The organism is Pseudomonas sp. LBUM1676 (genome assembly GCF_059695605.1).
Map to the genome: position 1 here is coordinate 4,485,322 of NZ_CP166777.1, position 14,590 is coordinate 4,499,911.

Here is a 14,590-nt window from a genome sequence, read left to right on the forward strand (position 1 = left end):
CGAAGGCCGGATGGTGGGTGCCATGCTGGATGATGGTCTTTCCAGCAACAGCCGTTGATGGCTGCGGGCTTCGACTACTCATGCGGTGATCTCAGTTGCTCTCAGGGGCTGCAATCGGCCGATTCTGTTGAAAAAGTAGCTCCCCTGTCTGGCCTGCGGCAAAATCTCTGCATTGGCCAGCAGGGAAGCACGCAGCATGATGGGACAGTTATCGAGTGGGCAGGAGCGGCTGTTTTACTCGTTCAACCTTGAAGATCACATTCCAGCCAAGCACCTTCTGAGCAGCATTGATCGGTGTCTCGATCTGAGCGACCTGCGCCATTACCTCGCCGATTTCTATAGCCCGATTGGGCGTCCGTCGATTGATCCTGAACTGATGATCCGCATGCTGATCGTCGGCTACTGCTATGGCATCCGCTCCGAACGGCGGTTGTGCGAAGAGGCCCATTTGAACCTGGCGTATCGCTGGTTCTGCCGGTTGAGCCTTGAAGATGAAGTCCCCAACCACTCGACCTTTTCGAAAAATCGACACGGCCGTTTTCGAGACAGTGATCTGTTTCGCTGGTTGTTCAATGAAGTGCTGCGTCGCTGCATGGACGCCGGTCTGGTCAAGGGCGAAGGCTTTGCCGTGGACGCCAGCATCATCAAAGCGGATGCGAGTCGGCAGCGCGGCGTACCGGGTGATGAACCGGTCAACTGGAGCGATCCGGCCCTGAGCACCCGCGCCGTGCGTGAGTACCTTGAAGGCCTCGATGAAGAGGCTTTGGCCGAAACACTACCCAAGCGCCTGTCGCTGACGGATCCTCAAGCCCGCTGGACCGCTGCTCCAGGCGGCCCAGCTTTCTACGCTTACTCCACGAATTATCTGATCGATACCGAGCACGGCGTGATCATGGATGTGGAACCCACACCGGCTCATCGAACCGCAGAAGTCGAGAGCACCAAGATGATGATCAATCGGGTCGAAGCGCAGTTCGACATCAAGCCAGAGCGCCTCATTGGCGACACCGCTTACGGCACAGCGCCGATGCTGGCCTGGATGGTGGAGGAAAAAGACATCGAACCGCATGTGCCGGTGTGGGACAAAACCGAGCGCAAGAACGACAGCTTTTCGAGTAACGATTTCCACTGGAATGAAGAGGCTGAGGAATACCGCTGCCCAGCCGGCAACGTATTACGCAGTGAATGGCGAGCCTTCAAGAACGAGCGTTCACACGTCACCAAAGCCAACACCATCATCTTCCGATCCCGGCAGACCGACTGCGCTACGTGTCCGATGAAAGCCAAGTGCTGCCCGAACACAGCGTTCCGCAAGATCGCTCGCAGCGTCCATGAAGCCGCTCGCGATGTGGCTCGGCGCATTGCAGCAACGCCGGCATATCAGCGCTCTCGCCACGAACGTAAAAAGGTCGAAATGTTGTTTGCCCACCTCAAGCGCATCCTGAAATTGGATCGCCTGCGGCTACGTGGCATGAGTGGCGCGACCGATGAATTCACGCTGGCCGCTGCGGTGCAGAACCTGCGACGGCTGGCCAAATTTTCATCTCAAGGGCCACCAGTCACGGGATAGGTGCGCCTGCACCAAGCAAAAAACCTCAAATTAACCCACTAACAGAGCAGCAAAGGTCACCGAAGGGCCGAAAAACCACTCAATGTGGTGAGTAGGTTCTCCGGTGGTGGTCGTGCCTGAGTTCAGGCCATTTGAAAATCCGACTTTTTCAACAGAATCGGCCAGAAGCGGACCTTGATAATGTTGAGCATACGGGATGGCCGCCTGGCGGTGCATAACGCCCGGCTTGATTGGCATTTGACAGCCAGGTTCCCGTAACGGCTTTACGAAATATGCAAAAACCCGTCGCAAGGATATGCCTTCTTCACATGGCTAGATCAAGTACGCACAGGTTTTTCGGGAACTCGTGTTGCCGGCGAAGCGATAGCCGCTACTCCTGGGCCTTCTTCTAGACCTTTTTGAAGCACCTTTTCGTCCAACTGCCCACACCACTTGGCGACCACGATTGTCGCTACGCCGTTGCCGATCAGATTGGTCAACGCCCGCGCTTCGGACATAAAGCGGTCGATACCCAAAATCAAGGCCAGCGCCGCAACCGGTACATGCCCTACGGACGACAGCGTAGCCGCCAATACGATGAAGCCACTGCCCGTCACACCTGCCGCGCCTTTTGATGTAATGAGCAAGACCAGCAACAAAGTGATTTGATGCGTGATGTCCATGGGCGTATCAGTGGCTTGGGCAAGGAAAACCGCCGCCATGGTCAGGTAAATGGAAGTGCCATCGAGGTTGAAGGAATAACCGGTCGGGATGACTAGGCCGACGACGGACTTATGCGCACCGAGTTTTTGCATCTTTACGATCATCAGTGGCAGCGCTGTTTCGGAAGACGAAGTACCCAGGACGATCAGTAGTTCTTCACGGATGTACTTGATGAACTTGAAGATGCTGAACCCGTGGACACGTGCGATCGTGCCCAATATTCCCAGTACGAATACCACGCAGGTGAAGTAAAAGCACAGCATCAGGTAGCCCAACTGGACTAAAGAACCTACTCCGTACTTACCGATTGTGAACGCCATCGCACCCAGCGCACCGATTGGCGCGACTTTCATCACCACGCCCATGATGCTGAACAACACCTGGGAGATGCTCTCGATGAGCTCGAACACCCGACGGCCATAGTTACCGATGCGATGCAGCGCGTAACCAAACAGTACGGAGAAGAACAACACCTGCAGGATCTCACCCTCAGCAAACGCGCCAACAATCGTATTGGGAATGATGTTCAGCAGGAACTGGATCGTACTCTGTTTTTCTCCTGCGGCGGCGTACGCAGCAATCCCCGACGCATCGAGCGTGGACGGATCGATATGCATACCCGCGCCCGGCTGAACGACGTTGACCACGGCCAGCCCGATCAACAGCGCAATTGTTGAAACGAGCTCGAAGTAAAGAAGCGCAAAGCCACCGGTCTTTCCGACCGCTTTCATGCTTTGCATACCGGCGATACCCGTGACCACCGTACAGAAAATGATAGGGGCGATTACCATTTTGATCAGCTTGATAAAGCCATCACCAAGCGGTTTTAACGTGGTGCCGGTTTCCGGATAGAAATGGCCAATCAGGATGCCGATTGCGATCGCGAACAAGACCTGGAGATACAGAATCTTGTAGAACGGTTTGCGGATATGGGTTTCAGCAGACATGGCGGAACCTCGCTTGGGACGCGTGCGTAGTCCTCGGACCACAGCACCCGTTACAGACACCTTCCTTTGATGGAAGAATTTGTTTTGAAGTTAAAGTCCGCTGAGTTGGACGAAGTGCATTAACTCCGCCTCAAACCAGGAACAATCGCGTGCGTTGGCGGCCTATTGCAAGAGCCCGGCGGAGTCGCCTTTGTAAGCCCCCCCTGCGGGTATAGATTTACAGAGTGACTCGCCGCAGGACGGTGATCAGCAGCACCCCGGTTATTTCTTGCTCAGGTTTTTAATATCCTCAAGCAGGCTATCGAGGGTCGGACGCATGATTAATGGATCAGGCGCACCGTCGGGCGCGTCGAGCCCTATTCTGTTGTGCCAAAAGGTTGGCAAGCCGACTTTCTCCGTCCCAAACAGATCGTAGGCCGAACCCGCTACGAATAAGGCGTTAGCAGGCTCTACACCGGCTACTTGCAGGGCGAGCCTGTAAGGTTGCGGATCGGGTTTATAAAAACCAGCCTGTTCAGAAGTGACAATCACGTCGAACGGCACTCCGAGAAGGTCCGCCGCGATGCGTCCCAACTTCTCTGAACAGTTGGTAACCACACCCAGTTTGTAATGGGGCGCCAACTCGGTCAGCACGCGTTTAGCCTCTGGCCAAGGTTGCAACTCGGTCCAGCGTGCCTCCAGATTTTGCGCGGCCTCTTTACCCAGTCCTACACTGATCGCAGCTTCTTCGACCAGCGTTTCATAAGGCCGGTAAGCGCCACAGCCGTAAGTCGCCTTCAAATAAGCCATGCGCCAGGTGCGCCCCATTTCAGCGGAGCCTGCAACTGAATTCCAAAGCGTCCACGAGTCCAGCAAAGCTGTGAGCAAATCGAACAGGACGAGTTTGACTGGAACCTGCTGATCATTGTTTTCAATTGAATTCATAACGACTGCCCTTCTTTAAAGTCATGCAAGTTCAGCAACTGCTGAAATTTCCACCAAAGCCCCATGATGGAGCGGACCACACGGGATAATCACTCTTGCGGGACGGTGCGCCCCCATCAGCGTTGAATAAGCCAAATTGACGATCGGCCAATAGGCAACATCAACGATGTAGATAAGCACGCTGACCAAATGACTCAACGACGCACCAGCGGCCTGAAGCACAGCTTCTATATTGGCCATTGCCTGAAGAGTCTGGGCTTCTATTCCATCAGGAAATTCCTGAGCATCCGGTGGAAACGGCAACTGCCCGGAAATGAATAGAAGTTTCCCTGCCATTGCACCGTGTGAGTAATGCCCACCCGGTACAGGCAGCTTCTCTGCTGTAATCAACTTCATGTGCCCACCTCGACCGATCAAAGTTGTAAGTTCTGGTGAATGGATTAATTACCAACCCGTGATGCGCGGCCAGAAACCAAGACTGCGTCCCTCACTGAGAACGTGATAACCACCGTGCTGCGCCGACGTGGCGCAGACGTGATTCGGCAAGATCCGCAGAAGCGTACCCAACGGCAGCAAGCTCGCGGGCTCAAGCGTTCCGGCCCGCGATGAAATGATCCCGTGTTCCTGATTCGTGGAGCTGACAATCAGGTCACCAATAGGTTGGCCGGCGGCGTCACACACGACGCCATATCCCTGATCAACCGCTTGCCTGGCGGTACCACGATCGCGGGAAAGTGCCATCCATCCCGCATCCGTAATGATCCAGCCTTTCTCAGCCTGATGACCAATGACGGTCGTCAGAACCGAGACCGCAATATCCTGCACCTCGCAGACACCCAAGCCCGCCATGACCAGATCGAAGAAGGCGAACACCCCCGCACGAACTTCAGTTACTCCGGTTAAATCCTTAGTAAAAAGTGCCGTGGGTGTCGAACCGATACTGATGATCGTCATGTTGAAACCCGCAGCGGCGAGCATTTGGCTGGCATCGATAATCGCCGCGCGTTCCTGCCGGGCGCAGGCCTCGATTTCAGCGATCGACTGACTGTCGTAGGACTTGCCGGCGTGTGTCATCAAGCCGCTGAGCCTGACGCCATTGGTGCTCAACAATTGCGCGATTTCCACCAACAGCGGCGATTGCGGGCCGAGACCGGAGCGGTGGCCGTCGCAATCGATTTCCAGCAGGACATCAAAAACATGACCCGACGTTTGGGCAAAGTCGGCCAATAATCTGGCAGTGTCCAGATTGTCGAGTACCAGTTTGAGCTGCGCACCTTTGCTGATCAACGTGGCGGCGTGAGCGAATTTGTTAGGCGCAATGCCAACGCCATACAAGATGTCGGTAAACCCGGCCTCGAAAAAGAAATCGGCCTCACGCAGGGTTGAAACAGTGATGGGCCCGCGCCCACCTGCAAACAGGCGCTCGGTGACTTCCAGCGACTTGTTGGTCTTCACGTGTGGACGCAATACCACATTGAATGCTGCCAGCTTATTGCGCATCCGTTGGATGTTGGCATCGAGTCGATCGCGATCGAGCAGTAAGGCGGGGGTTTCGATATGAGTGAGTGCGGACATGTCTGGTCTCCTGGAATAGCGCTATTCTAAGCTTCCGATTTCAGATTAAAATTTAATAATATTAATTCTAATATTCAGTGATTCTTAATGAACGAGACATTTGATATCCGCTTTCTCCTGGTCGTCCGGGAAAGCGAGAGTTTGTTGGCCGCGTCACGCAAGCTGGGTCTGACGCCCTCGGCCGTGACCCAGCGACTTCAGCAAATGGAGAAAAAACTGTCGATTCGATTGCTGGATCGGTCAGCACGGCAGCTGCGCTTTACCGATGAGGGCGAATTCTTGTGTCTGCGTGGGGCCGAGCTGGTCGAGCAGTTCGATACTCTGCTGGCGGACCTGCATGAGCGACGCAGTGGCTTCGTTGGCAAGTTGAAAGTCAACGCACCGTTCGGATTTGGGCGCCTGCACGTGGCGCCCGCGGTGGCGACTTTCCAGCGTCTGCATCCAGACGTAGAAATAGCATTGAGTTTGTCCGAACAGCCGATGGTCGAAGCGACTGATCGATTTGATGTCGTTATCCATATTGGGGAACTGCGCGCCTCCAACCTGGTGGGCCATTCCATTGCCCCCAACCGTCGCTACGTATGCGCCTCACCCGCCTTTGTTGAACAGCACGGTCTGCCGGAACATCCCGACCAGTTGGCTACCCTGCCCTGCATTGCATTGCGGGAAAACAACGAAGACGTCACCCTCTGGCATTTCACGCGCGCACGTAAAACACTGAGTGTGCGCATCCGCCCAGCGTTGAGCTGCAACGATGGAAGTGTTATTCGGCAATGGGCGTGCGAAGGGCACGGCATCATCATGCGTTCTGAATGGGATGTTGCCGATGCTCTGGCGGAGGGGACGTTGATACGACTACTGCCTGGTTGGAAACCGCCAGATGTCAATATTGTTGCGCTGACGCATCAACGCGAGGGGTTGCCCGCGCGAACGCTCAATTTTTTGCGTTACCTCCAGGATCAGTTCCGGCCGCAACCACCTTGGCGACAATAGATTTTGTTCAAATACAATAAGGTACTTTGAGGGATTTTTTAGTGTAAGCATCCAATAGATGGCAGAAATCGGCCAATTTTAGCCAATGCTGACCGGCAGCTATGGGTCGGCTGCTGCCCTTCGTAACTAGTCGTTATCGACCGAACGTAAGGAGGTAGGAACCTTTAAGGCCCACCCTCCCACAACTCAGCAGCCACCTGCGAGCATTGCTACGTCCAGTAATCGATCTGATGATGCCAGCCGCTCGACAGAAGTCGCAATTCAATCCCGAGCAATCTTGTCATTTGCCAAGGCTTAGGGCAGGGTCGATACCACTGAGATCTCTGCCAAAGGAGTCACCCATGTCAAAGCTATATCCCAGTATCGATCCCGAGGGGCTGGTCGAGTACTCAGTGGTCTACACCGACCGCTCGCTCAACCATATGTCGCAGTCATTTCAAGGCGTGATGAAGAACATTTCCAGGACCCTGAAACAGGTCTACAACGCCCAGGCTGTTGCGGTGGTCCCGGGCAGCGGCACATTCGGCATGGAAGCGGTGGCGCGACAGTTTGCCACCGACCAGCAATGCCTGGTGATACGCAACGGCTGGTTCAGTTATCGCTGGAGCCAGATCCTTGAGATGGGCAACATCCCGGCGGCCACCACGGTGCTGAAAGCCCGACCGGTCGACACTGGTCGCCAGGCTGCCTACGCCCCACCCCCTCTGGACGAAGTGCTGGCAGCCATTCAGGCGCAGAAGCCGCAGATTGTCTTCGCCCCCCACGTTGAAACCTCATCAGGGATTATCCTGCCCGACGAGTACCTGCGGGCCGTCGGCGACGCCGTGCATGCGGTGGGTGGCCTGTTCGTGCTGGACTGCATCGCCTCAGGCACGCTTTGGGTTGATATGCACAAATGCGCAGTCGACCTGCTGATCAGCGCACCGCAGAAAGGCTGGAGCGCCTCCCCTTGCTGCGCCTTGGTGATGCTCAGTTCTTTGGCCCTCGAGCGCATCGAACAGACGCATAGCAGCAGCTTCGCCTGCGACCTGAAAAAGTGGCTTCAGATCATGCAGGCCTACGAACAGGGCGGACATGCCTACCATGCGACCATGCCCAGCGATTCCCTCGCGCGGTTTAACGAAGTGATGAAAGAGACGCAAGCCTACGGTTTCGACAAGGTCCGCGGCGAACAACAGGCTCTGGGCGATCGGGTGCGCGCAATGTTGACCGGCAAAGGCATCAAAAGCGTGGCCGCAGCCGGCTTTCAGGCCCCTGGCGTAGTGGTGAGCTACACCGATGATGCCGACATCAAGAGCGGCAAGAAATTTGCCGACCACGGCCTACAGATCGCCGCCGGAGTGCCGTTGCAATGCGACGAGCCGGCCGACTTCCAGACCTTCCGCATCGGTCTGTTCGGACTCGAAAAGCTGCACAATATCGAGCGCACGGTCAGCACCCTCGAGCAGGCACTGGACGAGGTGATGGTTAACTAAGCCTACTGACACGTGCACCCTTCAGCGCTATCAGAAAAGGTTTCCAACGAAGCCTTTCACGGGGCGGATGATTGGCGGCTGTATGACTTGGATCGACCCAAGCTGACGATGGCGACCGGTTGAATCCACAACCCATTGCAGCCATTCGCAAATTCTCAGCACGCACTCCCAATCCGCGAAACGGATGACTGACACCTGGTGTTTGATCAACTCTTCAGCGATCAATAGCCAACATGCGTCTGACGACTCGTTAAAATCAAGTGCCAGATGACCATTAGCTGTCTTATGGAGTGTTAGGTTCATTCGTTGCCGTCCAAGGTGTGACGCGAAAAGAATGCACAAGCGCCGTTGAAAACGGACCAAGAATACACATCAGTTCTCGCTTGCTGCATAAGCTGGTTCGCCATCATGCGACCACGGCAGTTATAGGCATCATCTAACGCCCCGCGGCCCCTCCTTCATGAACGAGTCCCAATGTAATGCGGGTCCTATCGGGTGCGCATCGCACTTGCGTTGAAGGGGCTCGATGACCAGGCGTTGCCGGTCAACCTGACCGCGCTGCCTGCTGGGGAGCATCGCCAGTCGCCTTATCTGTAGAGCGCCTGAGCTTCAATGAATGTCGTGCAAATGCGTTAAATGACGATGTGGCTTACCTGATGACTGATCAGGCCCTACCGAATGGGCAAGCCGGAAACGTTATGCACCTGAACACCTGCGTTCAGTTAAAGTCAAAGTAGAAACCTGAGGCCCTCCACATGCATTACTGTATCATTCAATAAATTCTTTTTTTTCAAGGACTTATGTTGATTTTTCCGGTACGACGGTTTATGAAGCAAAAAATCTGGTTGACTAAAAATGAACATGCGTGTTCAATTGATTATCGAGATAACCCTGGAGAAGAACCTGTGGAATTCCCTAAACCCGACACAATGCCGCATTCATCTAGCTGCCTTTCGCCTGTTCGCTGAAAGAGGCACCTCGCAGGTGAACATCCTCGACCTTGCCTTCGCTGCGCGAAATGTTTAGCAGCCAGGAGACCACGGATCTTCTGAGCGGGCTTTCGGGCGGGCGGTCTACGTTTCATCAGGAGCAATTGCTCTCAGTGCTGACGCTGATATCGAGCAGTGTCCTCGACTCGATTACCCTCGTACTGGAAGGTCACAGAACGTGGCGCGAATCGGTCTCCGACACCGCTGAACTGATGCTGCGGGCATTCGGTGCACCGCCCGAGGAGGCGCGTGCATTGGCGACAATAGAACTGCCGGCACTTCCGCCTCTCGACTGAGCGCGTAATTGATTAGACTGGATAAAACAACTCCGGCCTGCAACCGGAACAGTGCCCATTACGACAACCGTGCGAATGGAGTTTCAGTGCAGGCCACCTATCGGTACTATTGAACAGGACTTCTTTTTTAATGGAGTCCACTTTTGCAAGCCTCCCTTTGCACCAACTGCTGCGAACACTTTCGCGGTTGTTCGTGAGTTGTCGGCGACAACCCATTCGAGAATATACCGTGCGATTTGCAGGTACCGTCACCTTCAATGAATCGTTTCATGATCGCGCCCCGAAAATACGGGTCGCGGCCTGGATTGAGCGTCGTGTAACGTCAGCGACGGACGCTTTATCGACTATTTCCACCAGACCAAAGAATTACCAATGCAGTTAAATAAAAAGATCATGAGTTTGATTTTTGACGACTCAGTACCTAAACGGTACAGATGTAAAGCAAAAATGCTGAGCAGATCTTGGGTCGACTCACAGAATTAAGCCATTTTATTTAATAAAATTTGTGCATTTTTCTAACCTCTTTGTATTGGCTCACCTTCAGTATTCATCGGTTTTTTGACGAGTAAGATCTATGGCAAATTGTGACCACTTGGTCATCTGCGAGCATTGTGACTGCGTGTATGAAAAAGTTACCCTCGTCAACTATCAAACTTCCTATTGTTCGCGTTGCGATGGCGTGCTTCAGCGCTTTAACGGCCTGTCGATAGAGCAGCGTTTAGCGTTGACCTTTACTGCGGCAGTGCTGTGGGTTTTCGCCAATTTCTATCCGGTCATGAGCATCAACCTGCAAGGTCTGAAAAGTAGCGCCACGTTATGGGATTCGGTACTGGCCCTCAGCATAGGACCGATCACGTTTATTGCCATGGTGGCGGCGATTGCCATCATCATCGCGCCAATTTTTCAGCTGCTTTTATTAATGTGGGTCTTGAGTTTCGCAGTGGCGAACAGACGTTCGCCGGCGTTCAAGCTGTGTATGCGCTGTCTGGAAACCCTCCGGCCCTGGAGCATGCTGGAAGTTTGCCTGCTGGGGGCGATGGTGGCGGTGTTCAAACTCGCAGGCTTGCTCGAGGTAATGCCCGGTATCGGCCTGTTTGCCCTGGCCGTGCTCAGCCTGATGATGATCCGCCTTGCCGGGCGTGATATTCGAGAATTGTGGGACATCCTATGAATGCGCCACCGACCTCCAGCGAACTCAACCTTTGCTTGTGTCATACCTGCGGCCGGGCCTGCGACTTGAGCAATCGTGCGCATCAATGCGAGCGATGTGACGCTCCGCTGCACGAGCGAAAAATCAATTCTCTATCCCGAACCTGGGCTTACTTGCTGGCGTCGCTGGTGTTTTATATCCCGGCCAATCTGCTGCCGGTGATGAACACAACCATGCTCGGCTCCGGAGCCGACAGCACCATCATGAGCGGTGTGCTGGATTTCTGGCAGCACGGTGCCTGGGATATTGCCCTGATTATTTTCATCGCCAGCATCGCCGTACCGGGTATCAAATTCGTCGCCCTGACGTTGCTGCTGGTGACCGTGCAACGCAACAGCCAATGGGCGCGCAAGGAACGATCAAAACTGTATCGTTTCGTCGAGCTGATCGGCTATTGGTCCATGCTCGACGTGATTGTCGTCGCGCTGGTGGCAGCGTTGGTGAAGTTCCAGGCGCTGGGCGATATCGAGCCGCGCATGGGCATTCTATTTTTTGGCCTGGTGGTGATATTCACCATGCTGTCGGCGATGAGTTTCGATCCACGCCTGATCTGGGATAACCCACAAACCAAGGAGCAAATGGATGACACTGCAAGCCACTGACGGGCCAAAAATCCCGGGCAAAGCCCCCATCAAAACCCGTCGCTTCAGCGTTTCGCTGGTGTGGATCGTGCCGATCGTTGCGGTGCTGGTGGGGATATCGCTGGTGGTACACAGCCTGATGCAGGAAGGACCGACCATCACTCTGAACTTCAAGACCGGCAGCGGTCTGACTGCCCACAAAACCGTGGTCAAGTACCGCAACGTGGTGATCGGAACAGTGTCCGACGTGGAATTGAGTGACGATCAGAAGAGCGTCAACGCAACCATCAAACTGGACAAGCAGGCGGAAAGCTTCACCCGTAAGGATTCGCAATTCTGGGTGGTCCGACCACGTATCGGTGCCGGCGGCGTGTCGGGCATCGATACCCTGCTCTCCGGTGACTACATTGGCGCCGATATCGGCCAGTCCAATGCCCGCGCCAAGAATTTCATCGGTCTGGAAAACCCGCCGCCCATCACCTATGGCGAGCCGGGCAAACGCTTCACCCTGCGCACCCAGAACCTGGGCTCGCTGGACATTGGCTCCCCCGTTTACTACCGCAAGATTCCGGTCGGCCAGGTGGTCGCCTATGCCCTGGATGCCGACGGCAAAGGGGTGAACATCGAAGTCTTCATTCATTCACCCAACGATACCTACGTCACCGAAAACACCCGATTCTGGAACGCCAGCGGAATTGATGTGAATGTCGGCGCCAATGGTTTTTCAGTGAAGACCGAGTCGCTGTCCTCCATATTGGTCGGCGGCATCGCCTTCCGCGCCCCGGAGTACAGCCCCAACGATGTACCCGCCCCCGAAGAAAAAACTTTCGACCTGTTCGATGATCAACAAACCGCCCTCGCCCCGCCCAACGGCAAGGCGCAATACCTGAGTTTGCGTTTCGATCAGGCCTTGCGCGGGCTCAAGGTCGGTGCGCCGGTGGAACTCCTCGGCATCGAGGTTGGCAGGGTGGTCTCGGTCAATCTGGATTTCGACGCCAAGAAACGCAGCTTCCCGGTCAACGTCGGCATCGTGGCCTACCCGCAACGTCTGGGTCAGGCCCACGTCAAAATGCTTGAGGTCTTGAAGCATGACCCCAATGACGAAGCCGCTGGCGTTCGTCTGATGGGAACGTTCATTGAGAATGGTCTGCGCGCTCAGGCCCGCAGCGGCAACCTGTTGACCGGTCAGCTGTACATCTCGCTCGACTTCTACCCGAAAGCCGAGAAGGTCGTGTTCAACCCGACCGCTCGGCCCGTCACAATCCCGACCATTCCTGGCAGCCTTGAGCAGTTGCAGGAAAAACTCGAAAACATGGTTACCAAAATCAACGATCTGCCGATCGAACGCATTGCCGGCAATCTCGACAGCAACCTTGTCGAACTGCGTAAAGGTCTCGTTCAATTCAACGCCAAGACCCTGCCAAGCGTGCAGACCACCTTGGCGGACGTCAGCAAAACCTTGCAATCGGCCAATTCGACACTCGCCGAAGATTCGCCGCAACGGGAGCAGTTGACCCAGACCCTCGACGAACTCGGACGCATGTCGCGCTCCTTGCGAGAACTCTCGGACTACCTCGGCCGCAATCCGGAGTCGCTACTCCGCGGTCGTCCCGAAAATGCCGCGCCGATGGATCTGAAGGCCCCACCGCGCAACTGACTACAGGAGCAACACTCATGGTTTTTCCGCTGAAGATCAGCTTGGTCACTGCATTGTTGCTGCTCGCCGCTTGCCGCAGTGATCCGATTCAATTTCACACCCTGATGCCGGCCCAACTGAGCGGCAGTTCAAAGTCCGGCGCCGCGGATATCCGGATCGAAGGCATCAGCGTGCCGCCCCAGGTCGATCGTCCGCAGATTGTCATCCGCCAAGGCAACAGTGGCATGGCCATTCTGGAAACCCAATGGTGGGCCGCGAGTCTGGTAGATGAATTGCGCAGTGCGCTGGTCGATCAACTGACCAACAGCACGCCCCAGCGCAAACTGTCGGTGCGGCTGGACGTGCAGCGCTTTGACTCGATTCCCGATCAGTTCGCCTTGCTCGACGTGAAATGGCGCCTGCGCACAACAGGTGAAGTCAATAACTCGCTGATGACTTGCCGAACGACCCTTCGCTCGCCATCCGGCCCTACCATCGATGACTTGGTGATAGCTCACCAAGACAATGTAAAACGCCTGGCTGCGGTAATCAGTGAGGCTTCGGGCAGGACATCTGGTGACTGCCCCGTCGAGCGGTAAAAAATGTTTTAAAGCCAGCTAACGACTGACGGAATGATCAGCAGCCCCAGCCACGCATGGCCAGCAAACTCGGATGATTCTGGCCAGAGAGATTTCCGGCCGCACCGTGTACGCGGAGAACCAGTGCGCTTGAGGAAATGGTCAACTTCCGCTTTGGGTCGATAACTGCCCTCGATGAAAGCCCGCATTCGGCCAGAAACGACATTCAATCCAACCTTCAACATCCACACCCGGCCTGTAAACTCCTTTACTCCGGCAACCCCGCCCTGCGCAGACCATCCACAAGGGTGGCGAGATTCTCCGGGCGGTGGATCGGTAGCCAATCGGTGAGGTTGGACAAATGCAACGCCAGATCGAGCTGGCGCAAATGCTGTGCCGCACGTTGCGCCTCGGTCAGCCGTCCGGCCAACGCATGGCTCGCCGCGAGGACGGAGATGGCCAACATGAAATCCGGCAAGTCCCGTACTGCTTTCTCCGCCCAGGACAACGCGGTATCCGCGTCCGAGCTGAAGCTGTCCTATCCCCGTATCACGGCACCGATCAGCGGCACGATCGGGCAGAAATCTGTACGGGTCGGGGCTTTCGTCAATGTCGGCAAACCCTTGCTGGCGATCGTTCCGCTGGACGAGGTCTACATCACCGCCAACTTCCGGGAGACGCAACTGGCGCGGGTACAGACCGGTCAAGCGGTGGACATCGAAGTGGATGCCTTGCCAGGCGAGACGCTCAAAGGAACGGTGGAAAGCCTGGGACCGGCCAGCGGCGTCAGCTACTCCGCGGTAGCGCCGCACAATGCCACGGGTAACTTCACCAAGATCGTCCAGCGTTTGCCGGTGCGCATTCGCATCGATCCCGATCAGCCCGGGGCGGCGAAGCTGCGGGTCGGCATGTCCGTCACCCCGCAGATCCGGGTCGGTGGATGAACATTCCCACCGACGTTTCATCCTCGAAACAAATCTGCTGTTTCCCGACATACGACGTTACCTAAAAAGGCACTGCGCGCTCGCAATTTTCCGAGCGTCGCACATTTGATGTGCAATTTCGTGCCAGATAAGAAACCATGTTTCATATATGAAACGAGCAAAAAACCCTG

Annotated in this window: 14 protein-coding genes and 2 pseudogenes; 10 read left to right on the forward strand and 6 right to left on the reverse strand. The window is 55.4% G+C overall.

All coding sequences use genetic code 11. The features are described from left to right. Positions 1-196: 196 nt before the first annotated feature. On the forward strand, positions 197-1,570 hold the full coding sequence (locus ACA041_RS20765; RefSeq protein WP_497436490.1) for an IS1182 family transposase: 1,374 nt from the start codon (positions 197-199) through the stop codon (positions 1,568-1,570). 30 nt (positions 1,571-1,600) lie between these two features. Here the strand turns inward: ACA041_RS20765 and ACA041_RS20770 are convergent, their stop codons facing one another. From ACA041_RS20770 to ACA041_RS20790, 5 genes are all read right to left on the reverse strand, one after another. Continuing rightward, the gene (locus ACA041_RS20770) at positions 1,601-1,807 is read right to left on the reverse strand and encodes a hypothetical protein (protein WP_497436829.1); all 207 of its coding nucleotides are present in this window, start codon (positions 1,805-1,807) and stop codon (positions 1,601-1,603) included. Positions 1,808-1,887: 80 nt separating this feature from the next. Next, a complete protein-coding gene (locus ACA041_RS20775; protein WP_497436835.1) occupies positions 1,888-3,219 on the reverse strand; it encodes a dicarboxylate/amino acid:cation symporter in 1,332 nt (443 codons plus the stop codon). A gap of 261 nt (positions 3,220-3,480) precedes the next feature. Further along, complete coding sequence (locus ACA041_RS20780; RefSeq protein WP_497436839.1) at positions 3,481-4,143, reverse strand: HAD family hydrolase; 663 nt, start codon at positions 4,141-4,143, stop codon at positions 3,481-3,483. A 21-nt stretch (positions 4,144-4,164) separates the two neighbouring features. Further along, complete coding sequence (locus tag ACA041_RS20785) at positions 4,165-4,539, reverse strand: RidA family protein (protein ID WP_497436841.1); 375 nt, start codon at positions 4,537-4,539, stop codon at positions 4,165-4,167. 48 nt (positions 4,540-4,587) lie between these two features. Continuing rightward, positions 4,588-5,718 (reverse strand): alanine racemase, encoded by a 1,131-nt coding sequence (locus ACA041_RS20790; protein WP_497436844.1) that lies wholly within the window; start codon positions 5,716-5,718, stop codon positions 4,588-4,590. Positions 5,719-5,805: 87 nt separating this feature from the next. Between ACA041_RS20790 and ACA041_RS20795 the strand changes: the two genes are divergently transcribed. The 8 genes and pseudogenes from ACA041_RS20795 (at position 5,806) to ACA041_RS20830 (ending at position 13,497) form a co-directional block, all read left to right on the forward strand. After that, positions 5,806-6,711, forward strand: a complete 906-nt coding sequence (locus ACA041_RS20795) for a LysR family transcriptional regulator (RefSeq protein WP_497436847.1) — start codon at positions 5,806-5,808, stop codon at positions 6,709-6,711. A 341-nt stretch (positions 6,712-7,052) separates the two neighbouring features. Then, positions 7,053-8,186, forward strand: coding sequence for a pyridoxal-phosphate-dependent aminotransferase family protein (locus ACA041_RS20800; protein ID WP_497436852.1), 1,134 nt, complete (start codon positions 7,053-7,055; stop codon positions 8,184-8,186). A 495-nt stretch (positions 8,187-8,681) separates the two neighbouring features. Beyond that, positions 8,682-8,780 (forward strand): annotated as a pseudogene (locus ACA041_RS20805) (thioredoxin domain-containing protein); the annotation flags it as partial. 267 nt (positions 8,781-9,047) lie between these two features. Beyond that, positions 9,048-9,471 (forward strand): annotated as a pseudogene (locus ACA041_RS20810) (hypothetical protein). Positions 9,472-10,045: 574 nt separating this feature from the next. After that, on the forward strand, positions 10,046-10,642 hold the full coding sequence (locus ACA041_RS20815) for a paraquat-inducible protein A (protein WP_497436856.1): 597 nt from the start codon (positions 10,046-10,048) through the stop codon (positions 10,640-10,642). Further along, the gene (locus tag ACA041_RS20820; protein WP_497436860.1) at positions 10,639-11,283 is read left to right on the forward strand and encodes a paraquat-inducible protein A; all 645 of its coding nucleotides are present in this window, start codon (positions 10,639-10,641) and stop codon (positions 11,281-11,283) included. The genes ACA041_RS20815 and ACA041_RS20820 overlap by 4 nt, the downstream gene beginning before the upstream one ends. Beyond that, a complete protein-coding gene (locus tag ACA041_RS20825; RefSeq protein ID WP_497436863.1) occupies positions 11,264-12,919 on the forward strand; it encodes a PqiB family protein in 1,656 nt (551 codons plus the stop codon). Before ACA041_RS20820 ends, ACA041_RS20825 begins: the two co-directional genes overlap by 20 nt. 17 nt (positions 12,920-12,936) lie before the next feature. Next, positions 12,937-13,497 (forward strand): PqiC family protein, encoded by a 561-nt coding sequence (locus ACA041_RS20830; protein WP_497436867.1) that lies wholly within the window; start codon positions 12,937-12,939, stop codon positions 13,495-13,497. A gap of 247 nt (positions 13,498-13,744) precedes the next feature. On the opposite strand, the gene ACA041_RS20835 is transcribed toward ACA041_RS20830, so the two are convergent. After that, complete coding sequence (locus ACA041_RS20835; protein ID WP_497436870.1) at positions 13,745-13,942, reverse strand: hypothetical protein; 198 nt, start codon at positions 13,940-13,942, stop codon at positions 13,745-13,747. Between ACA041_RS20835 and ACA041_RS20840 the strand changes: the two genes are divergently transcribed. Then, complete coding sequence (locus ACA041_RS20840; RefSeq protein WP_497436872.1) at positions 13,941-14,420, forward strand: HlyD family secretion protein; 480 nt, start codon at positions 13,941-13,943, stop codon at positions 14,418-14,420. The two genes, ACA041_RS20835 and ACA041_RS20840, sit on opposite strands and share 2 nt — an antisense overlap. The last annotated feature ends 170 nt before the right edge of the window (positions 14,421-14,590 follow it).